The sequence below is a fragment of the Streptomyces agglomeratus genome (assembly GCF_001746415.1).
Classification (GTDB): domain Bacteria; phylum Actinomycetota; class Actinomycetes; order Streptomycetales; family Streptomycetaceae; genus Streptomyces; species Streptomyces agglomeratus.
In genome coordinates this window covers 7,281,909-7,303,560 of sequence record NZ_MEHJ01000001.1, presented here as the reverse complement: position 1 = coordinate 7,303,560, position 21,652 = coordinate 7,281,909, and the positions used below count along the sequence as shown (strand labels likewise).

Annotated in this window: 16 protein-coding genes; 10 read left to right on the top strand and 6 right to left on the bottom strand. The window is 70.0% G+C overall.

Annotated features, from left to right (window positions below; all coding sequences use genetic code 11):
• Positions 1-42 precede the first annotated feature (42 nt).
• The 4 genes from AS594_RS31930 to AS594_RS31915 all read right to left on the bottom strand — a co-directional run bounded on the left by AS594_RS31930 (position 43) and on the right by AS594_RS31915 (position 4,891).
• Complete coding sequence (locus tag AS594_RS31930) at positions 43-1,497, bottom strand: GH1 family beta-glucosidase (protein ID WP_069935644.1); 1,455 nt, start codon at positions 1,495-1,497, stop codon at positions 43-45.
• Between the two features lie 54 nt (positions 1,498-1,551).
• The gene (locus tag AS594_RS31925) at positions 1,552-2,478 is read right to left on the bottom strand and encodes a carbohydrate ABC transporter permease (RefSeq protein WP_069775242.1); all 927 of its coding nucleotides are present in this window, start codon (positions 2,476-2,478) and stop codon (positions 1,552-1,554) included.
• Positions 2,479-2,495: 17 nt separating this feature from the next.
• Complete coding sequence (locus AS594_RS31920) at positions 2,496-3,479, bottom strand: carbohydrate ABC transporter permease (RefSeq protein ID WP_079144302.1); 984 nt, start codon at positions 3,477-3,479, stop codon at positions 2,496-2,498.
• 95 nt (positions 3,480-3,574) lie between these two features.
• Positions 3,575-4,891, bottom strand: coding sequence for an ABC transporter substrate-binding protein (locus AS594_RS31915; RefSeq protein WP_069935643.1), 1,317 nt, complete (start codon positions 4,889-4,891; stop codon positions 3,575-3,577).
• Positions 4,892-5,175: 284 nt separating this feature from the next.
• Between AS594_RS31915 and AS594_RS31910 the strand changes: the two genes are divergently transcribed.
• The 7 genes from AS594_RS31910 to AS594_RS31880 all read left to right on the top strand — a co-directional run bounded on the left by AS594_RS31910 (position 5,176) and on the right by AS594_RS31880 (position 13,498).
• Positions 5,176-6,192 carry a LacI family DNA-binding transcriptional regulator gene (locus AS594_RS31910; RefSeq protein ID WP_069775246.1) on the top strand — a complete coding sequence of 339 codons (1,017 nt, stop codon included), beginning with the start codon at positions 5,176-5,178 and terminating at the stop codon, positions 6,190-6,192.
• 110 nt (positions 6,193-6,302) lie between these two features.
• Positions 6,303-7,613: an ATP-grasp domain-containing protein gene (locus AS594_RS31905; RefSeq protein ID WP_069935642.1), complete on the top strand. Its 1,311-nt coding sequence runs from the start codon at positions 6,303-6,305 to the stop codon at positions 7,611-7,613.
• A 39-nt stretch (positions 7,614-7,652) separates the two neighbouring features.
• The gene (locus AS594_RS31900; RefSeq protein WP_069775249.1) at positions 7,653-9,737 is read left to right on the top strand and encodes a CocE/NonD family hydrolase; all 2,085 of its coding nucleotides are present in this window, start codon (positions 7,653-7,655) and stop codon (positions 9,735-9,737) included.
• Positions 9,738-9,845: 108 nt separating this feature from the next.
• Positions 9,846-10,526 carry a TNT domain-containing protein gene (locus tag AS594_RS31895; RefSeq protein ID WP_069935641.1) on the top strand — a complete coding sequence of 227 codons (681 nt, stop codon included), beginning with the start codon at positions 9,846-9,848 and terminating at the stop codon, positions 10,524-10,526.
• Between the two features lie 10 nt (positions 10,527-10,536).
• Entirely contained in the window at positions 10,537-10,776 is a 240-nt protein-coding gene (locus AS594_RS31890; protein ID WP_069775251.1) for a hypothetical protein, read from the top strand.
• 77 nt (positions 10,777-10,853) lie between these two features.
• Entirely contained in the window at positions 10,854-12,278 is a 1,425-nt protein-coding gene (locus tag AS594_RS31885; RefSeq protein ID WP_069774837.1) for an IS701 family transposase, read from the top strand.
• Positions 12,279-12,412: 134 nt separating this feature from the next.
• On the top strand, positions 12,413-13,498 hold the full coding sequence (locus tag AS594_RS31880) for an IS630 family transposase (protein WP_069774131.1): 1,086 nt from the start codon (positions 12,413-12,415) through the stop codon (positions 13,496-13,498).
• Here AS594_RS31880 and AS594_RS31875 read toward each other — a convergent pair whose 3' ends face one another.
• Positions 13,499-14,875, bottom strand: coding sequence for an extracellular catalytic domain type 1 short-chain-length polyhydroxyalkanoate depolymerase (locus AS594_RS31875; protein ID WP_107393241.1), 1,377 nt, complete (start codon positions 14,873-14,875; stop codon positions 13,499-13,501).
• Between the two features lie 583 nt (positions 14,876-15,458).
• On the opposite strand from AS594_RS31875, the gene AS594_RS31870 reads away from it, so the two are divergent.
• On the top strand, positions 15,459-15,905 hold the full coding sequence (locus tag AS594_RS31870; RefSeq protein ID WP_069935640.1) for a subtilase-type protease inhibitor: 447 nt from the start codon (positions 15,459-15,461) through the stop codon (positions 15,903-15,905).
• Between the two features lie 64 nt (positions 15,906-15,969).
• Here the strand turns inward: AS594_RS31870 and AS594_RS31865 are convergent, their stop codons facing one another.
• Positions 15,970-16,722, bottom strand: coding sequence for a transglutaminase domain-containing protein (locus AS594_RS31865; protein ID WP_069935639.1), 753 nt, complete (start codon positions 16,720-16,722; stop codon positions 15,970-15,972).
• 304 nt (positions 16,723-17,026) lie between these two features.
• Here AS594_RS31865 and AS594_RS31860 point away from each other — a divergent pair, with 304 nt between their 5' ends.
• Both AS594_RS31860 and AS594_RS31855 read left to right on the top strand, forming a co-directional pair.
• On the top strand, positions 17,027-19,840 hold the full coding sequence (locus AS594_RS31860; protein WP_420877907.1) for a PQQ-dependent sugar dehydrogenase: 2,814 nt from the start codon (positions 17,027-17,029) through the stop codon (positions 19,838-19,840).
• 22 nt (positions 19,841-19,862) lie between these two features.
• Positions 19,863-21,644, top strand: a complete 1,782-nt coding sequence (locus AS594_RS31855) for a ThuA domain-containing protein (protein ID WP_069935637.1) — start codon at positions 19,863-19,865, stop codon at positions 21,642-21,644.
• Positions 21,645-21,652 lie beyond the last annotated feature (8 nt).

Here is a 21,652-nt window from a genome sequence, read left to right as displayed (position 1 = left end):
GGCGTGCGGGCGCACGCCGGGCGGAGCCTGTGTTGCCGGCGGTCAGGTCGCGTCCGGCGCCGGCAGTGTGCCCGTACGTGCCACATCGGCGTACCAGCGGGCGCTCGCCTTCGGGGTGCGGCGGCCGGACGGGTAGTCGACGTACACCGCCCCGAAGCGCTTGCTGTATCCGTATCCCCACTCGAAGTTGTCGAGCAGCGACCACAGGAAGTAGCCCCGCACGTCCACCCCTGCCTGGATCGCCCGGTGCACCGCCGTGAGGTGGCCGTGCAGGTAGGCGATCCGGTCGGGGTCGATCACCTCGCCCCCCGGATTGATGTAGTCGTCGAACGCCGCGCCGTTCTCCGTGATCATGAGGGGCAGGTCGGGGAAGTCGGCCTTGAGCCGGAGCAGCAGGTCGTACAGACCGCTGGGGTCGACGGCCCAGCCCATCGCCGTCCTGTCGCCCGGCGGCAGGTGGAAGTGCACGTTGTCGGCGCCGGGCCACGGGCTGTGCGCGCTGTTGCCGTGGCCGTCGGAGCCGTGGCCGGCGTCGCCGGTGGCGGCGGAGACGAGCGTCGGCGTGTAGTAGTTGACGCCCAGGAAGTCGAGCGGCTGGCGGATCGCGGCCGTGTCGCCGTCCTGTACGAAAGACCAGTCCGTGAGGTGGGCGGTGTCGCGCAGCAGGTCGGCCGGGTACGCGCCGCCGAGGACGGGCCCGGTGAAGACGCGGTTGGCCAGCGCGTCGATGCGGCGGGCGGCGTCCGCGTCCTCGGGGCTCGCGGTGAGCGGGCGTACGTGGTGGACGTTGAGGGTGAGCGAGATCCGCGCGTCACCGCGCAGATTCGCGCGCAGCGCCTGTACGGCCTGTCCGTGCGCGAGGTTGAGGTGGTGCGCCGCGCGCAGGGCGGCGACGGGGTCGGTCCGGCCCGGGGCGTGGACGCCGGACGCGTAACCGAGAAAGGCGCTGCACCACGGCTCGTTGAGCGTCGTCCAGGTGTGCACCCGGTCTCCGAGTGCTCCGGCGGCGAGGGCTGCGTACTCGGCGAAGCGTTCGGCGGTGGCACGCTCGGGCCAGCCGCCCGTGCTCTCCAGTTCCTGGGGCAGGTCCCAGTGGTAGAGCGTGGCGACGGGCTGGATGCCCTTCTCCAGCAGTTCGTCGGTCAGCCTGCGGTAGAAGTCCAGGCCCTTCTGCACAGCGGGGCCGCGGCCGGTCGGCTGGATGCGGGGCCAGGCGAGGGAGAAGCGGTACGCGCCGACGCCGAGGTCCGCCATGATGGCGACGTCCTCGCGCCAGCGGTGGTAGTGGTCGGTGGCGATGTCACCGGTGTCGCCGTTGCGGACCTTGCCGGGGGTGCGGGCGTAGGTGTCCCAGATGGACGGGGTGCGTCCGTCCTCCGCCGCCGCCCCTTCGATCTGGTACGCGGCGGTGGCCGTTCCCCAGAGGAATCCCGGGGGGAACACCCGGCTGTCGGCGGTCTGGGGGGCGGTCGCGGTGCGTCGGATTGCGGTGACCACGGGCGTGGTTCCTTCCGGGGGTCGGGGATGTCCGGTGTGTGTGAGGAGGTGGGCTCAGCCCTTGACCGCGCCCTGCATGATGCCGCCGACGATCTGGCGGCCGAAGACGACGAACATCACCAGCAGCGGCAGGGTGCCGAGGAGGGCGCCGGCCATGATCAGGGACTGGTCGCGGATGTAGCCCGCGCTCAGCTGGGTGAGGGCGACCGGGACCGTCGGGTTGGTCATGTCGAGCACGATGAACGGCCAGAAGAAGTCGTTCCAGGCGTGCACGAAGGTGATCATGAACAGGACCGCCATCGGCGGCCTGGCGATGGGCAGGACGATGCTCCAGAAGATGCGCAGCGAATGCGCGCCGTCGATCCGCCCCGCCTCGACGAGTTCGTCGGGCAGCGCCTCGGACAGGTACTGCCGCATGAAGAACACGCCGACCGCGCTGACGAGGGTCGGGAAGATGACGGCGGGGAGTTTCTGCCCCCACCCGAGGTCCGTCATCATCATGAACAGGGGTACGACGCTGAGTTGCGGCGGCACCATCATCGTTCCGATGACGAGCATCAGCAGGATGTTGCGTCCCTTGAAGCGCAGCTTCGCGAAGGCGAAGCCCGCCAGGGTGGCGAACAGCACGGTGGACAGGGCGATGACACCGGCCACGATGAAGCTGTTGACCATGGCCTTGCCGAGCGCGGCGTCCTGCCATGCCTTGCCGAGGTTCTCCAGGAGGTGCGGTCCCGGCAGGAACGGTGGCGGGGTCTGGCTGACACGGGTGTTGTCGGTCGACGCCGCGACCATCGTCCAGTACAGGGGAAAGAGGGAGACGAGCGCGGCGACGGTCAGCAGGAGGTAGGTGAGGGGGCCCGCGTGGTGCTGGCGGCCGGCTCCGGGCCGCAGCCGCGTACGCAGGCTTCGCCGGGCCGGCCTGCTGTCCTTCGGCGGCTGCGGGCGGACGTCCGTCCGGACGGGGAGGCTGTCGGTGGTCATGGCTGGCTCGCTCCTGGTCAGGACGTACGTACTGAGGACGCTCGGCGGGACGCGAGGCGTTTGACGACCCGCTGGACGACGAAGACGAGGATCAGCAGCAGGAACATCACCCAGGCGACGGTGGCCGCCCGCCCCATCTGGTAGTTCTTCCAGCCCTCCTCGTACAGCAGCAGTCCGAGGGTCTGGTACTGGTTGTCCGCTCCCCCGGTGACGCCCATCGGGCCCTGGCCGAAGATGAGCGGTTCGCCGAAGAGCTGGGTCGCGCCGATCGTCGACAGCACGATGGTGAAGACGATGGTGGACCGGATGCCCGGGATGGTGACCGAGACGAACTGCTGCCAGCGCGAGGCGCCGTCGATGGCGGCCGCCTCGTACCGGTCACGGGGAACGGCCTGCATGGCAGCCAGGTACAGCAGGGCGTTGTAGCCGGTCCAGCGCCAGATCACGATGGTCGAAATGGCGGTCTGCGCGGCCCACTTGTTGTTCTCCCAGTCGACGTTGTCGACACCGACCAGGCTCAGCATCCAGTTGATCATGCCGAAGTCGCGTTCGAAGAGCATGGTGAAGACGAGCGCCGCCGCGCCGACCGACGTCGCGTACGGGGTGATGGCGGCGACCCGGAAGAACGTCGAGCCGCGCAGCCGGTAGTTGAGGAGATGCGCCAGGCCCAGCGCCGTCATCAGCTGCGGCACGGTGGACAGGACGCCGAGGGTGAGGGTGTTGAGCAGCGCGTTCCAGAAGCGTTCGTCCTGCCACAGCGCGGTGTAGTTGTCGAACGCCACCCACTCCATGACGTTCATGGTGGCGAGTTCGACGCGGTGCAGGGAGATCCAGGCGGTGTAGACGAGCGGATAGAAACTGAAGGCCGCGAACACCACGAAGAACGGAGTGATGAAGGCGTACGGCGCTCCGCGCAGGTCGAGGCGGTGGAGCAGCGTACGCCGCCGCTGGCGCGGGCGTTCCCGTTCGCCGGTCCGGGTTGTCGGGAGGGAGGTGGCCACCAGAGGGCATCCTTCGTGAGACGTGGGCGGGGCTGCGGCGCCCCGGTGACCGCGCGGAACCGCCGGCGGTCACCGGAACACCGGGGCGGCTGGACTCAGCCGGTGGCCTTCTTGATCCGGTCCTCCGTGTCCTTCCACGCCTCGTCCGGGCTCTTGCCCTGCGACTCGATGAGCGTCAGGCCCTGCGAGAAGATGTCCTTGATCGTGCCGTCCTTGCGCCCGAGGACCTGCTTGTCGGGGATCTCCTGGGCGGCCTCACCGAAGATCTTGCCGATCGGGGCGTCGCTGAAGTACTCGGACTTGGCGTCGGTGACCGCGGGGGCCTTGAGGGCTTCCTGCGAGGACGGGAAGTTGCCGAGCTTCTTGAAGATGGACTCCTGCTGCTCGGGCGCGGTCAGCCAGGCGACCAGCTTCTTCGCCTCTTCCTTGACCGGGCTCTTGTCGATGACGCCGAGGAACGAGCCGCCCCAGTTGGCACCCTTCGGCGCCTTGGCGACATCCCACTTGCCCTTGTTCGCCGGGCCGGCCTTCTCACTGATGTGGCCGAGCATCCAGGCCGGGCAGACCGCCGTCGCGAAGGTGCTGTTGGCGAGGCCCGGGTCCCAGCCGGGCTGGAACTGCCGCAGCTTCGCGGTGAGTCCGGTGCCGCCGGCCTCCGCGGCGAGCTTCCACGCCTCGGTCACGGCGGGGTTGTCCTGGTAGATGAGTTCGCCGGACTCGTTGTAGAACTGCTCGGAGTTGCCGTAGATCATGGCGTTGAACAGCCCGCTCGCGCTGTCCATAAAGGCGACCTTGTCGTTCTTGGTGCCCTTCTTGAATTCCTTGCCCGCCTCGACGTACTTCGACCAGTCGCCCTCCCACAGTTCGGCGACCTCCTCGCGGTCGGTCGGCAGCCCCGCCTGCTCGAACATGTCCTTGCGGTAACAGACAGCCATGGGCCCGATGTCCGTGCCGAAGCCAATGACCTTGTCGTCCTTGGCGGTGACCTGGCTCAGTTTCCAGGGCAGGAAGTGGTCGGCGCCCTTCACACCGGAGAGGTCGGTGAACTTCGCGGCCTGGGTGTCGGCCAGTTCCTTGGCGCGGCCGATCTCTATGCCCTGGATGTCCTTGAGCCCGCTGCCCGCCGCGAGGTGGGTCTGGAGGGCGGTGTAGTACGTCTGCTCGTCCCCCGCCACCTCGGCCTCGATGCGGACGTTCGGGTTCTCCTTCATGTACTGGTCGAGGAGGCCGGTCTCCTTGTATCCCATGACGCCGAACAGGCCCATGGTGATGGTGACTTCGCCGTCCTTGACTCCACCGCCGGTCCCTCCGTCGCCGTCGCCGCCGCTGCATCCGACGACCAGGCCGAGTGCGGCCACGGCCGAAACGGTGGCTACAACCCTTGTACGCAACAGCTTGTGAGCCCTGCTCATTTAGCCCTCCCAGTGGCGGCGCCGACGCACCGGACTACGAGCCCGTACGGTCCGCTCTGTGGCTTCGAATGGTGGAGTGGGTACGTTCCCACTAGCCAGGTGGGAACGTGCCCACCAAGGTTCACGAAGACTGACCGCCGGGCGTACCCTCTGTCAAGAACTTGAATCGACTTCGTTGCGTACGGATGTCGGAGACGTTCCGCCGGGCCCCGCGCCGGCCCCGGACCGTCTGGCACAATGCGCTGGTGAACGGCGCCGGGACACCGCTCTACTAGGAGGAAGCCATGGGGGGAAGGCAGCGCCCGACCATCAAAACCGTGGCCGCACGAGCCGGAGTCGGGCGTACGACCGTTTCACGTGTCATCAACGGCTCGACCCTCGTCAGCGACGAGGCCCGCGCCGCCGTCCTGGCAGCGATCGCCGAACTCAACTACGTACCGAACTCCGTCGCCCGCGGTCTCGTGACCAGCAGGACCAACTCCGTCGCCCTGGTGATCCCCGAGTCCGAGAGCCGCCTGGGCTCGGAGCCCTACTTCTCGGCCGTCATCCGCGGCGTCAGCACCGCGCTGGCCGAGACGAGGACCCAGCTCCAGCTCATGCTCGTACGCGACAAGGGCGAGCAGGACCAGCTCACCGACTCGGTCGCCGAACGGCGCGTGGACGGCGTACTCCTGGTGTCGGTGCACGAGCACGATCCGCTGCCCGGCCTGCTGGAGGACATGGGACTGCCGACCGTGCTCGCCGGCCGCCGCTCCCCCACCGAGCCGCTGAGCCACGTCCACTCCGACAACCTCGGCGGCGCCGCGGCGGCCGTCCGCCACCTGCTCGCGCGCGGCCGGACGGCGATCGCCACGATCACCGGTCCGATGGACATGGACGTGGGCCGCACCCGGCTCCAGGGCTGGCGGGACGCGCTGGAGGAAGCGGGCCGCGCGGCGGACCCGCGGCTGGTGGCGGCGGGTGACTTCACGGAGGCCGGTGGTGAACTCGCGATGCGTTCGCTTCTTGAAGCGGCCCCCGAACTGGACGCCGTCTTCGTGGCGTCCGACGTCATGGCCGCCGGCGCGATGATGGAACTGCGCAGGCAGGGGCGGCGCGTCCCGGACGACGTGGCCGTGGTCGGCTTCGACGACTCGTTCTTCGCCCGCCACACCGACCCGCCCCTGACGAGTGTGCGCCAGCCCATAGAGGAGATCGGCACCACGATCGCCCGCACACTGCTGCGGGAGATCGCCGATCCCGACGCCCCGCGGCAGCACATCGTGCTCCCCACCGAGCTCGTCGTCCGCGGCTCCTCCTGAAGCGGCGGCCTGCCTCCTGAAGGCGGCTGACCGGCCACTTTTCCCCGACCAGATGTGTGAGAAGCGTCTGACGAGGAAGGCGACCGGGACGAGCCGACGAAGGAGAGCACGTGAGCGAGCGCAAGAACATATTCGTACTCGGCCTGGACGAGGCCAATCTGCCGGCCCTGCGGGCGGTGCCGGACGCCGATGAGTACACGTACCACCCGCTGCTCACCATCGAGGAGCTCCAGCACGGTGAGGTGTCGGTGGCGGACCTGTTCGAGAAGGCCCAGAAGGTACTCGACGGCTTCGACGGCAGCATCGACGCGATCGTCGGCTACTGGGACTTCCCCGTGAGTACGCTCGTGCCGATGCTGGGCGAGCGCTACGGCACCCGCAGCACCGGCCTGGAGTCGGTCGTCAAGTGCGAGCACAAGTACTGGAGCCGGCTCGAACAGCAGAAGGTCGTCGACGAGCATCCGCGCTTCGGCCGGGTCGACATGGAGGCGGACGATCCGCGGCCGCCCGAGGGGGTGCGCTTCCCCATGTGGCTGAAGCCCGCCCTGTCGTACTCGTCGGAGCTGGCCTTCGGCGTCAAGGACCAGCAGGAGTTCCGGGAGGCGGTCGACGCGATCCGCAAGGGCGTGGCCCGGGTGGGCCGGCCCTTCGAGTACATCCTCGACCGCCTCGATCTGCCCGAGGAGATGGCCGGTGTCGGCGGTCAGGTGTGCCTGGCCGAGGAGGCGCTCTCCGGCATCCAGGTCGCCGTGGAGGGGTACGTCCACAACGGTGAGGTCACCGTCTACGGCGTCCTGGACTCGATCAACTACCCCGACTCCTCCAGCTTCCTGCGCCACCAGTACCCCTCCGCGCTGCCCGAGCCGGTGGTACGCCGGCTGCACGACGTCTCCGAGCGCGTGATGCGGCAGATCGGCATGGAGGCGGCGACCTTCAGCATCGAGTACTTCTACGATCCCCAGAACGACGCCATCAACCTGCTGGAGATCAACCCCCGGCACTCGCAGTCGCACGCCGAGCTGTTCGAGTACGTCGACGGCGCCGCGAACCACCACTGCATGCTCAGCCTCGCCCTGGGCAAGGACCCGGCGCTTCCGCACCGCGCCGGCCCGTACGAGTTGGCGGCCAAGTGGTACTACCGGTGGTTCGCCGACGGTGCGGCGCGCCGGGTGCCGACGGCCGAGGACATCGAGCGGATCGAGCGCGAGATCCCGGGTGTACGGATCCACGTCGTCCCCGAGGAGGGACAGCGGCTGTCCGAGACGCCGCAGCAGGACAGCTACAGCTACGAGCTGGCCCACATCTTCACCGGCGGGGACAGCGAGGAGGAACTACGGACGAAGTACGACCGCTGTGTGGCGGCGCTGGGCCTGGCCTTCGACGAGACCACACCGGGCGGACGCGACCAGAAGAACGTCTGAGGACGTGAAGGACCCGAGGGAGAGGAGCGGCCCCGCCGTATGCGTTTCGTGAGCAATCTGCCGCACGCGACCAAGGAAGAAGACCACGTCGTCGTCCCGATGTCCGACGGCACACGCCTGTCCGCCCGCATCTGGCGCCCGGTCTCCTCGGACGGGGAACCGGTGCCGGCGGTGCTGGAGTGCATCCCGTACCGCAAGCGCGACCTGACGGCCGTGCGCGACTCGGTCAATCACCCGTACATCGCGGGTCACGGCTACGCGTGCGTACGGGTGGACCTGCGCGGCACCGGCGACTCCGAGGGCGTTCTGGCCGACGAGTACCTGGAGCGGGAGCAGGCCGACGCCGAGGAGGTGCTCGCCTGGCTGGCCGAGCAGCCATGGTGCGACGGCAGCACCGGCATGATGGGCATCTCCTGGGGCGCGTTCGCCGCCCTCCAGACGGCCGCCCGTCGGCCGCCGAGCCTGCGCGCCGTCGTCATCGCGTCCTTCACGGACGACCGGTACGCCGACGACATGCACTACATGGGCGGCGCGATGCTGTCGGACAACCTCGCCGAGGCGGGGACGATGTTCGCGTACGCGACGTGTCCGCCGGACCCCGCGGTGGTGGGCGACCGCTGGCGCGACATGTGGCACGAGCGGATGGAGAACACGCGTCCGTGGGTCCTGGAGTGGCTGCGCCACCAGCGCCGGGACGACTACTGGCGGCACGCGTCGGTCTGCGAGGACTACACGGCCGTACGCTGCCCCGTCCTCGCGTCCAGCGGCTGGGCCGACGGCTACTCCAACGCCGTGACGCGGCTGCTGGAGAACCTCGACGTACCGCGCAAGGGTCTGATCGGGCCCTGGTCCCACAAGTTCCCGCACCTGGGCGAGCCCGGCCCGGCCATCGGCTATCTCCAGGAGGTCGTGCGCTGGTGGGACCACTGGCTCAAGGGCGTCGACAACGGCGTCATGGACGGCCCGATGCTCCAGACCTGGATGCAGGACAGCGTGCCGCCCTCGACGTCGTACGAGGAGCGGCCCGGCCGGTGGGTCGGCGAGCCGCACTGGCCGTCGCCGCACATCAAGGCCGTCGCGCACCCGCTGCTGAGGCACCGCCTCGTCAGGCCGGGTGAGGCGCTGCCCCCGGGGGGCGAGAGCGACCACAGCGGGGACAGCGGTCACAGCGACGGCGACATTGACCGCGACGGGGTGATGTCGGTGCAGTCGCCGCTGTCCGTGGGCCAGTTCGCGGGCAAGTGGGCGTCGTACAACGCCCCGCCGGACCTGCCCTACGACCAGCGCGAGGAGGACGGCGGCTCCCTGGTCTTCGACACCGGGCCGCTGGACGAGCCGGTCGAGATCCTCGGCTCGCCGACGGTCGAACTCGACCTGTCCGTCAGCGAACCGGTGGCCACCGTCGCCGCCCGCCTCTCCGACGTCGCACCCGACGGGCGTGCCACCCGGGTCACGTACGGCGTGCTGAACCTGACCCACCGCGACGGTACGGGCGAGCCGGAGCCGCTGGAGCCCGGCCGGCGCTACCGCGCGACCGTGCAGCTCAACGGTGTGGCCCAGGTCTTCCCGCCCGGCCACCGCATCCGGCTCTCCCTGTCGACGTCGTACTGGCCCCTCGCCTGGCCGCCGCCCAGGCCGGTGCTGCTGAGCGTTCACGAGCGTTCCAGCACGCTGATCCTGCCGGTGCGTCCGGCGGAGGAGCCGGACGAGCTGCCGCAGCGCCCCTTCGGTGAGCCGGAGGGCGCCCCTCCGATCACGACCACGCGGCTGTCCCCGCCCGAACAGCGCTGGGAGGTCAGGCGCGACCTGATCGGGTACGACTCCGCGCTGGAGATCGTGAAGGACCGGGGAACCGTGCGCATCGACGACATCGGGCTGGACGTGGGCTGCCGTGCCTACGAGCGCTACACGGCCACCGCCGACGACTTCACCTCCGTCGGCGGTGAAACGGCCTGGACGATGCGCTTCAGCCGTGACGACTGGGACGTACGCGTGGAGACCCGTACCGAACTGCGGTGCAGCGAGACGGAGTTCTTCGTCGACGCGACCCTCGACGGCTATGAGGGGGAGCGGCGGGTCTTCTCCCGCACCTGGAATGAGACGCTGCCCCGGGACTGGCTGTAATCCGTCCCCCTCCGGGTGATCCTCACGGACTCGACGCGGCGCGGCGTAGTCACTCCACTACGCTGCGCCGCGTCATGTGTTGGACGCAGCAGTCCGAGGGGACCTTGAGTGAACCGAATCCGCACCGTACTCGCCGCACTCGGCATCACCGCCGCGACGGTGCTCGCGCCGGCCGCGAGCGCCGCTCCGCAGCCGCACGAGAAGGGGCGGGCCGCAGGTGTCTCCCGGCCCGGGCCGTGCACCGGCTCGTACGAGGACGACGCACGGCTCGGGCCGAAGTGGCTTCCGAACAAGCACGAGGAGCCGGTGGGCCCGCTGTTGAAGGGCTACAAGCGGACCGGGAAACTGTCGTCGGAGGAATTCCTGAAGGAGTACTGGCAGGGTCCCGCCGACTCGGGTGGCTGGAAGTATCCGCCCAACGACGGGTTCGGTGAGGTCAACGGGGAGGTGGACAAGGCGCCCACCGAGCTGCGGAGCGGCCAGCGCCTGGACCGTTTCGGTTCGGAGTTCGGGGCCTATCTGGCGCCCGCCGGCGACCCGTACGCCCGGCGCGCCCTGCCGCCGCAGAACCTGAACACCCGTGAGCCGTCGGTGCCGTGCGACTACCGCGTCTACAAGGTGGCCAAGCCGTTCTATGTGTGGCAGGGCAGCATCGCGCCGTGGTTCGGACAGCCGGGCGGCGGGCAGCAGATCAAGCTCGACCGGGCGTTCCTGGATCCGGGTGAGGGGCAGCGGCTGAACGTGAAGTGGCTGCTGGAGCACGAGTACCTCGAACCGGCCGGCGCGTAGCCCCGCCGTCGTGGACCGCCACGAACTGCTGGCCGCGCTGAGCGCGGCGGGAGTGCCCGACGGCTACTACCGCATCGAGGGCGTCCACGAACCGGCCCCCACGCCCCCCGACTTCGTGTACCTGGCCAGGAGCCGGGACGAGCGCGGGGCGTGGGAGACCGGTGTGTACGAACGCGGTGCGTACGAGGCCGTCACCCGCCACGCGAGCGAGAGCGAGGCGTGCGCCGAGCTGCTGCGGCTGCTGACCTAGCGGTGGTTTGTTGACGGCGGGTCAGTGTTGGGGTAGGCCGGTAGAGAGGAAAGTCGCCTCGCTGCCTGGGGGTTGTGATGACCCGTCGTGTGCCGTGCCCGCCGGCTCCTGGCCCGCTGGAAGCCTACGCCGCACGCTTCGATGACCTGCTCTCCACGCTGGCCCAGCGACGCGGGTTCCGTGAGTACCTCGCCGGGCTGCTGCTGCCGCGGGACCGCAACAAGACCCTGACCTGCCTGGCCGGCGCCGAGCCCGTGGCCGGAGCCCAGCACCCGGCGGTGCAGCGGCTGCAGTTCTTCCTCTCCGAGTCGACCTGGGACCACGAGCAGATCAACGCCCGCCGGTTGGAACTGCTGCTCGCCGACCCGGCGACCGAGCCGCACGCGGGCGGGGTACTGGTGATCGACGACTCGGGTGACCGCAAGGACGGGACCGCGACCGCGCATGTCGGGCGGCAGTGGCTGGGCCGACTGGGCAAGACCGACAACGGCATCGTCACCGTGACGACCTGCTGGGCCGACGAGAGCGTCTACTACCCGCTCCACGCGGTGCCCTACAGCCCCGCCCGTCACTTCCCCGCCGGCAAGAGCGACCCCGGCTTCCGCACGAAACTGCAGATCGCAGCCGAACTCGCCCGCACCGCCAAGACTGCCGGGGTGGCCTTCCGGGCCGTGGCCGCCGACTGCGCCTACGGCGACCAGGACGGCTTCCGCCGGCAACTCGGCGAGGCGGGTCTGCCGTTCGTCATGGCCCTCAAGCCGAGCCACGGCACGTGGGCCTACGGCAAGGATGCCTACACCCCCGTCGACGCCGCACGCGCACTGACCTGGACCAATCCCGAGCATCCCGGGGACTGGACCGCGGTTGAGCGGACTTTCCGCAACGGGCACACCGAGACCTGGTGGGCCGCCGACGCCCACCTCGGCTGGTGGGGTCCGGACGGAAACGTCCGCCTGGTCGTGGCCACCACCGACCCGGCCATCCTGCCCGCGCAGGCAACTTGGTACCTGGCCACCGACCTGCCCCGCCCCGGCGGCCCCCGTGAGGCCGACCACCCTCATCCCGCCGCTGACCTGCACGAAGTCGTGCGGATCTACGGCATCCGTCACTGGATCGAGCAGAGCTACAAACAGGTCAAGGACGAACTCGGATGGGCCGATTTCCAGGTCCGTTCCGACACCGCCATCCGCCGCCACCAGACACTGGTCACCTGCGCGTTCTCGTTCTGCTGGGACACCTGGTTCGCTCATCCGCCAGACCGGGAACCCGCCCCCGTCCCTGCGCTCCCGCCCGCCCCGACGCCGCCGGGACCGGCTGAGAGGGGGCCCAAGCAGACCCCACCAGCCCCAACCGGCCAGCTGGCCCAAGGCGATCCGAGCCGTCCGCGCCTGGCTCGCTCCCTGGACCAACCTCCAACGATGCTGGCACGCATGGACGAATGCACCCCCACCGCCCGAACTCCAAGCACTGATCAACGCCGTCGGCGCAGGCCACCCACTTGACCTCTACATCCCCGTCTAACAAACCACCGCTAGTGATCTGGTTTTGAGGTCGGGGCTCGCCTCGTGAGTCGTGTTCTGTTTCAGATCTTGGGGTTCGCCTGACGTGGCTGGCTTTGTGCGGCTCTGCTGAATGGATGGGTGACACCAGGCTGCCGCCGGTCGTGCTGTCGGATACCGAGCGGTCGACGTTGGAGGACTGGGCCAGGCGGCGTTCGACCGCGCAGGGTCTGGCTCAGCGTGCGCAGATCGTGCTGGCGTGCGCGCGGGGATGGAACAACACGAGAGTGGCCGCGCGGCTGGGCATCGAGCGCAAGACGGCGGCCAGATGGAGGACGCGGTTCCTGCTGGACCGCCTCGACGGGCTGGCCGACGAGCCGCGGCCCGGGGTGCCACGGACCATCACCGATGCCCAGGTGGAAGAGGTGGTGGTCCGCACTCTTGAGGAGGTGCCCGCGGGCGGGACGCACTGGTCGAAGCGGGAGCTGGCCAAGGTGGTGGGGATCTCGCCGGCGAGCGTGCTGCGGATCTGGCACGCCTTCGGCCTGCAGCCGTGGCGGACGGAGACCTTCAAGATCTCTCCGGACCCGTTCCTGATCGACAAGATCCGTGACGTCGTCGGTCTCTACCTCGCCCCGCCTGCCAACGCGGCTGTGTTCGCGGTGGACGAGAAACCGCAGATCCAAGCTCTGGAACGGACCGCACCGGTGTTGCCGATGCTGCCCGGGGTGCCCGAACGGCGGAGTTTTGACTACGTCCGGCACGGGACCGTCGATCTGTTCGCAGCGTTGAACACGGCGACGGGCAAGGTGATCACGAAGCTGTCCGCGCAGCACCGGGCCGTGGACTTCCGTGACTTCCTCGACGAGATCGACCGCCAGACCGATCCCGGTCTGGCGGTCCACGTGATCTGCGACAACCTTTCCGCCCACAAAGCGCCTGTGGTGCACAAGTGGCTGCTGGCGCATCCCCGCTTCCACCTGCACTTCACGCCTACGTACTCGTCATGGATCAACCAGGTCGAGCGGTGGTTCGCCGAGCTGGAACGGCGCTGCCTCGCACGCGGAGTGTTCTGTTCCCTCGACGACCTCAAGGCCGGACTTGAGAGCTGGATCAAGGTCTGGAACGACGAGGCCAGGCCCTTCAAGTGGACCAAGACCGCCGACCAAATCCTCGACCGCATCTGCCGCTACTGCGACAGGATCTCCAAACCAGTTCACTAGTCATTCCCACTCCACCGTCAGCGTCGCCGACGCCCCCGATTTCAGGAACACGTACGCCGTGGCGGCGGGGGCCGATGTCAGGCGCAGGCGCACCTGGGTCGTCCCCGTGTCGTTGACGGCCGTGAAGTCGGTCGACGTCGCCGCGCCGGAGGCGAACCGGCCGATCTCCGCCACGCCGGACGCGGACGCGCCGGCGCTCCAGTCGTCGGCGCCGGTCGCGCACGAGGCGCCGAAGCAGCCGGACCTGACGTCGAGGACCATACGGTTTCCGGCCGCCCAGGGGTCGCCGCTGCCACTGGCGTACGTGACGCTCACGAAGGCGCGCTTCACGGTCGCCCCGTCGGGCACGGGCGAGGTGTCGAAGGAGAGCAGCGCGCGGTTGTGCAGGCCGTCCGAGCCCCGGCCCACCGCGACTCCGTACGTGCCCTCCAGTGTGCCGACGGCCGGCCCGGTGCCGGTCGCCGACGCTTTCACGTACCCGTCGTCGGCCGCCCGGCTCGGCAGGACCACCGTCCTGGTCCCGCCTCCGGGGGGCTGGGTGCCGCCGTCGAGGCCCCAGAACTGTCCGATGCGGTACGCGGCGCACAGGTTGACGTCGAGTATGTAGGCGCCCGCGGTACCGCACTGCTCGCCGCCGGTCCCGGGGTCGACGGGCTGGCCGTGGCCCATACCGGTGATCGAGTACGTCTCCACGACCGGCCGTCCGGCGCTGTCGCGGTACACGGCGTGCGGATAGCCGGCCACGGTGTCCGTGGTGTCGGCCGTGGCGTCCGTGCGGTGCACGTCCGTCCACTGTTCGACGGTCTCCGTCATGTTGGCGGGCACGACCGTGGTGTCGCCGGTCCCCTGCCACACGGAGACGGTCGGCCAGGGGCCCATGTAACCGGGGTGGGCGGCGCGCACTTTGTCGCCCCACGCGGCGGGCGAGAGGCTGGTTCCCGGGCTCATGCAGGTGTAGGCGGCCGCGACCGTTGTCGCGCAGGCGTACGGCAGGCCGGCGACCGGCGCTCCGGAGGCGAAGACGTCGGGGTACGCGGCGAGCACGACGTTGGTCATGGCGGCGCCGGCGGACAGCCCGGTGGCGTGGACGCGGGCGGGGTCGCTGCCCAGGTCGGCCTTCATCCGGTCGGTCATCTGCTTGATCGACAGTGCCTCGCCAGAGCCGCGCCTGATGTCGGCCGGCTCGAACCAGTTGAAGCAGGAGTTGAGGTTGTTGGACGACTGCTGCTGGGGCAGCAGGAGCGCGAAGCCCCAGCGGTCGGCCCAGGCCGCCCAGCCGGTCTCCGCGTCGAACGCGGCGGCCGACTGCGTGCACCCGTGTAAGGCGACCACGAGGGGCCGCCCGGCCGGCAGGCCGTCGGGCACGTACCGGAACATGCGCAGAGCGCCGGGGTTGGTGCCGAAGCCGGTGACCTCCGTGAGCGAGGCGGCGCGGGCGGGAGGCGCGGAGGTTTAGCCCGCACCGAGCAGTGCGGCCAGCAGGGCCAGCAGTACGGCGACGGCGGGGAGTCTCTTCTTCGCGGGGGGCGGTCCGACGGGCATGGCGGCTCCTTCGACGGGACTCGGACTGTAGGGCCGCCGGTACGTCGCGCAGGACAGGGCGGCACCACCGTCGCGGGTCGCGCGGAGTGTGCTCCGCGCACGTTGTCGTCTACCGCGCCCATTGCCCCGGAAGCGATGCTTTCCAGTCGAAGCGGCGTGGGTGAGGAATGAACCACTTCCTCGAAGCCGCAGGTCAGGCGGTCGTTTTGAGTTGTACCACTATCGGCTGTCCAGATGATGGACGCCTCGCGAGGTGACCCGCGCACCGGCCCCGAGCTGCCCGAACGACCATTCGGTCATGGCGTTCCGATCGTGTACGGCCGGAATGTGGTGATCGGTGTGCACTCACTGTCCGCGTCAGCAACACTCCTCACCGCAACACCTCCGCAACTCATCCGCAATCAGAGGAGATTCATTCATGCGTCACATCCGGACCACCCTCGGAGCCGTCGGCGCGGCCGCTGTCCTCGCACTGACGAGCACGGCCGCCGCGAGCCCGGCGCACGCGGAGCCGGCCGGAACGGCCAGCCTCTACGCGCCCTCCGCCCTGGTGCTCAGCATGGGTATGGGCGAGGAGGCCGGCACGGCGACGGTCGCACGCGCCGTGACGCTCAGCTGCGCCCCCGGCCCCGGCGGCACCCACCCGGCGCCCGAGGCGGCCTGCGCCGAACTGCACCGGGCGGACGGCCAGTTCGCCGGCCTGATCGACCCGGCACCGCGACGCACCTGTACGCGCGAGTGGGACCCGGTCGTGATCACCGCCCAAGGCGTGTGGCAGGGCAAGCAGGTCTCGTGGTCGACCACCTTCGGCAACCGCTGCCAGATGGAGGGCGGCCTGGCGGACGCCGCGCTGTTCGCCTTCTGACCGGTCGTCCCGTGTACGAGGAGGCCCCGGCCGGAACCCGGCCGGGGCGCCGCACGTCCGGCGGTCAGGCCGCGGAGCGGCGGCCCAGCAGCGCACCCGCGACGATCCTGGCGGGCGGGCACAGGGTCTGGCCGTGGGCGGCGAAGAGCTCGTCCCGCGAGGAGAAGCGCCCGAGGTCCCGCCGTACCACCGCCGACAGGTCGTACGACGAGCAGCCGTCCGCTCCGCAGGTCGAGCCGTCCCAGTCCACGGCGGTCGATGCCAGCGCCTCGAAGAGTGTCTGCGATCCGGTGTTCGTGAACCCGGCCGGGTTCGTCCGGCCGAGGGCGCCCAGGGGCGCGTACAGCTCGGAGACGCCCACCCACTCCTGCCCCAACCGGAATTCGGGCCACGCCAGCACGACCGTGTCCGGCACCAGGCGGCGCAGCCGCGGAAAGCGCGGATACCAGAACGAGCCGTCGATCAGAAGACCCCGTACGCGGGTGGGGATTCCGCCGGCCCGGGCGACCGCTTCGAGGACCGCGAGACGCTGGCTGCACGATCCGCGGCGCAGGCCCAGCGTCCGGGAGGCGGGCTGCGCGTCGTCGAGGGCGTAGACCGCGTGCACCCGCTCGCCGATCAGGCGGTGGGCGGCGAGCAGCAGCGGGCGTTCGCCGGTCTCCGGGGCGGCGGACCGGGCGTCCGCGAGCAGCCGCTGGACGCGCTCGTGACGCCAGTCGAGTATCGCCGTGGGGGCCACCGATCCGGGGGCTTCGCCGGCGCCGGCCGCGACGGGGCGCCGCCGGAGCCACCACGGAGTCAGGACGATGCTTGTCATGGCCGGATGCTACGTCCCCCGCCACCGGCTCCGGCACCGGGCGGGTGAAGGCCGTCCCCGTCACTTTGTCCGCGTGCGGAAGAAGTAGGGAATGCGGCTGCGAAAGGGGTTACGCGAGAGGACGGGGCCCGCTAACTTCCTTGAAATGAACCGGACATGCGTACGTGTCCGGTGACCTTCCGGCGCGACGGCGCGCGCCTGGCTCCCCCCGGCAGGACCGACCTCCTGGTCCGCCGGCCCCCACCCCCTCCGGGAGACTTCTGTGCGCAAAAAACCGTTCAGACCCCGTCCGGTCCCGGCGTTCCTGCTCGCCGCGCTGCTCTCCACCGGCTTCCTGGCGCCCGCGGGACCCGCCTCCGCGGCCCCCCCGGACGCGGATCGCGGGACAGCGAAGTCGGCAGCGGCCGAGGAGTTCCAGCAGGTCACCCTCGCCAAGGGCGTCGCGGAAACCGGCGAACCCATGACGATGGCGGTCCTGCCCGACCGCTCCGTACTGCACACCTCGCGCGACGGAACACTGCGGCTCACGGACGCGGCGGGCACGACCAGGGTCGCGGGCAAGCTCGATGTCTACAGCCACGACGAGGAGGGGCTCCAGGGCGTCGGCGTGGATCCCGGCTTCGCCTCCAACCGCCTCGTCTACCTCTACTACGCGCCGAAACTCACCACTCCGGGCGGCGACGCCCCGGGCGACGGCACGGCCGCCGACTTCGTCCCGTTCGACGGCGTGAACCGGCTCTCCCGGTTCTCCCTCGCCGCCGACGGCACCCTGAACCTGGCGAGTGAGAAGAAGATTCTCGACGTACCGGCTTCGCGCGGAATCTGCTGCCACGTCGGGGGCGACATCGACTTCGACGCGCAGGGCAACCTGTATCTCACCACCGGGGACGATTCGAACCCCTTCGCCTCCGACGGCTATACGCCGATCGACGAACGGGCCTCCCGCAACCCGGCGTACGACGCCCAGCGTTCGGCGGGCAACACCAACGACCTGCGCGGCAAGGTACTGCGCATCAAGGTGAACGCGGACGGCTCGTACTCCACCCCCTCGGGCAACCTCTTCGCCCCGGGCACGGCGAAGACCCGCCCCGAGATCTACGCCATGGGCTTCCGCAACCCGTTCCGGATGAGCGTCGACAAGGCCACCGGCACGGTCTACCTCGGCGACTACGGGCCCGACGCGGGCACCGCCAGCGCCTCCCGGGGGCCTGCCGGGCAGGTCGAGTTCAACCGCATCACCAAAGCCGGCAACTACGGCTGGCCGTACTGCACCGGCAAGAACGACGCGTACACCGACTACGACTTCGCCGGCGGGACCTCGGGCGCGAAGTTCGACTGCGCCGCCCCGAAGAACACCTCGCCCCGCAACACCGGCCTCACCGACCTGCCTCCGGCGCAGCCCGCCTGGATCCCGTACGACGGCGGCTCGGTACCCGAGTTCGGCAGCGGGTCGGAGTCGCCCATGGGCGGGCCCGTCTACCGGTACGACGCCTCCTCGCCCTCCGACGTGAAATTCCCGCAGAGTTACGACGGGAACTTCTTCGCCGGCGAGTTCGGCCGCAAGTGGATCAAGCGCATCGCGCAGGGCGCCGACGGAACCGTGCAGTCCGTCAACGCCTTCCCCTGGAGCGGCACCCAGGTGATGGACATGGCCTTCGGCCCGGACGGGGCGCTGTACGTCCTGGACTACGGCACCGGTTACTTCAACGGCGACGCGAACTCCGCCCTGTACCGCATCGAGCACGTCACCGGGGGCCGCTCCCCCATCGCCCAGGCCAAGGCCGACCGCACCTCCGGCAAGGCGCCGCTCACCGTGGCGTTCTCCTCGGCCGGCAGCTCCGACCCGGACGGGGACCCGCTCGGTTACGCGTGGAAGTTCGGCGACGGCGGGACGTCGACCGCCGCGAACCCTTCCCACACGTACACGGCCAACGGGCAGTACACCGCCGAGCTGACCGTCTCCGACGGCACCGGGAAGAGCGCCACCGCCTCCGTGCGGGTGACCGTCGGCAACACCGCACCGACCGTCAAGCTGGAGCTGCCGGTGGACGGCCGCATCATCGATCCGGGTGCGGCGGTGCCGTACAAGGTGACCGTCACCGACCCGGAGGACGCGTCCGTCGACTGCTCCAAGGTGAAGATCACGTTCATCGTCGGGCACGACAGCCACGGCCACCCGCAGACCTCCGCGACCGGGTGCTCCGGCACCGTACAGACCATCGCGGACGGCGAACACGACCCGAACGCGAACATCTTCGGTGTCTGGGACGCGGAGTACACCGACAAGGGGGCGAACGGCCAGCCCGCCCTGACCACCCACGCCCAGCACATCAGCCAGCCCAGTCACCGCCAGGGTGAGCACTACGGCGACTCGTCGGGCGTCCAGGTCGTCAGCCACACACCGGCCCACGGCGGAAAGACGGTCGGCCACATCGACAACGGCGACTGGATCTCCTTCAAGCCGTACGCACTCGACGACGCCACCCGGTTCACGGCGCGCGTCGCCTCCGCCGGTGTCGGCGGCACCCTTGAGGTACGGGCCGGCTCCCCCACCGGCACGGTGCTGGGCACGGCGGCCGTGCCCCTGACCGGCGGATGGGAGGCATACCAGGAGGTCAGTACCGCGCTGACGAACCGGCCCGCCGGAACGACGACGCTGTACCTCGTCTTCAAGGGCGGTCCCGGCGCGCTCTTCGACGTCGACGACTTCCGGTTCACCACTGCGGGCGCCGGGGAGCGGACGGGCGAGGTGAAGGGTGTGAACAGCAAGTGCCTGGATGTCGCGGGCGGGAGTTCCGCCGACGGGACGCAGGTCCAGCTGTGGACGTGCAACGCCGGAGCCGCGCAGCGGTGGACGCTGCCGGGCGACGGGACACTGCGGGCGCTGAACAAGTGCCTGGACGTCAGCGGAGGCGGGACCGCCGACGGTACGAAGATCCAGCTGTGGACGTGCAACGGCACCGGCGCTCAGCAGTGGCAGCCCCAGCCGGACGGCACCGTCCGCAACCCGCGGTCCGGCAAGTGCCTCGACGCCGAGGGCGGCACCTGGAACGACGGCACGCGCACCCATCTGTGGACCTGCCACACCGGAGCGAACCAGAAGTGGACCCTGCCGTAGCAGGAGAGGAGGCACGACCGATATGCGTACCACTCTCACCAACGCCGGCTGCTGGCTCGCGGGAGCGCTGCTGTGTGTGGCCGCCGCGCCCGCTGTCGCCGGGGGCGCCCAGGCACCGGTACGGGCGGAGGCACCGGGCGAGTCCGCCCGTACCGCCGTCCGGGCCGCTGCCGCCACCGATCCGGCGTACAAGATCCTCGCGTTCTCCAAGACGGCGGGCTTCCGCCACGGCTCCATCGACGACGGTCTCGCCGCGCTGCGCGAGCTCGGCGGCGCGCACAACTTCACGGTGGACGCCACGGAGAACTCCGCCGCCTTCACCACCGCCAACCTCGCGCAGTACAAAGCCGTCGTCTTCCTCTCCACCACGGGGGACGTGCTGAACGGCACGCAGCAGACAGCCTTCGAGCAGTACATCAGGGGCGGCGGCGGATACGCCGGGATCCACGCAGCCGCCGACACCGAGTACGACTGGCCGTTCTACGCCGGGCTCGCCGGGGCCCTGTTCCACTCCCACCCGCACAACCAGACGGCCACGGTCCGGGTGGAGGACCGCGCCCACGACGCCACCGCCCACCTCGGGGCCACTTGGCAGCGCTTCGACGAGTGGTACAACTACCGCACCAACCCGCGTACGACGGCCCGTGTCCTGGCCTCGCTGGACGAGTCCAGCTACTCCGGCGGCAACATGTCCGGTGATCATCCGATCTCCTGGTGCAAGGGCTACGAGGGCGGCCGGGCCTTCTACACGGGCGGCGGCCACACGGACGAGTCGTACACCGAGCCGGCCTTCCGCAGGCACCTGCTCGGCGGCATCCGGTGGGCGGCGGGCATGACCGAGGCCGACTGCCGTCCGGAGACCGGGTACACACCGCTGTTCGACGGTACGGGCACGACCGGCTGGAAGCAGGCCGGTCCGGGTTCCTTCACGCTGGCCGACGGGACGCTGACATCACAGGGCGGACTGGGCATGCTGTGGTACTCCGCCCAGGAGTTCACCGGCGACTACGCGCTCAAGCTCGACTGGCGTATGGACGGGGACGACAACTCCGGGATCATGGTGGGCTTCCCGGCGTCCGACGACCCGTGGTCGGCGGTCGACAACGGGTACGAGATCCAGATCGACGCCACCGACAGCGCCGACCGCACGACCGGATCGGTGTACGGGTTCAAGTCCGCCGACCTCGCCGTACGCGACGCGGCGCTCAATCCTCCCGGCGAGTGGAACACGTACGAGATCCGCGTGACCGGCGAACGACTGGAGGTCTTCCTGAACGGCCGCAAGGTCAACGACTTCACGAACACCGACCCCGCCCGCAGCCCGCGCCAGGGGCACATCGGGATCCAGAACCACGGCGACGGTGACCAGGTGTCCTTCCGCAACATCCGCGTCAGGACGTCGGGCGGTACGCCGCCGGGTCCGCGCACGGGTGAGATCAGGGGCGTCAGCAGCAAGTGCGCGGATGTCGCCGGCGGCGCGACCGGTGACGGCACGCAGATCCAGCTGTGGACGTGCAACGGCGGCGCCGCGCAGAAGTGGTCGCTGCCGGGTGACGGCACCTTCCGCGCGCTGAACAAGTGCCTGGACGTCAGCGGAGGCGGGACCGCCGACGGTACGAAGATCCAGCTGTGGACGTGCAACGGCACCGGCGCTCAGCAGTGGCAGCCCCAGCCGGACGGCACCGTCCGCAACCCGCGGTCCGGCAAGTGCCTCGACGCCGAGGGCGCCACCTGGAACGACGGCACGCGCCTGCACCTGTGGAGCTGCCACACCGGCCCCAACCAGAGGTGGACGCTTCCCTGAGTGGCCGC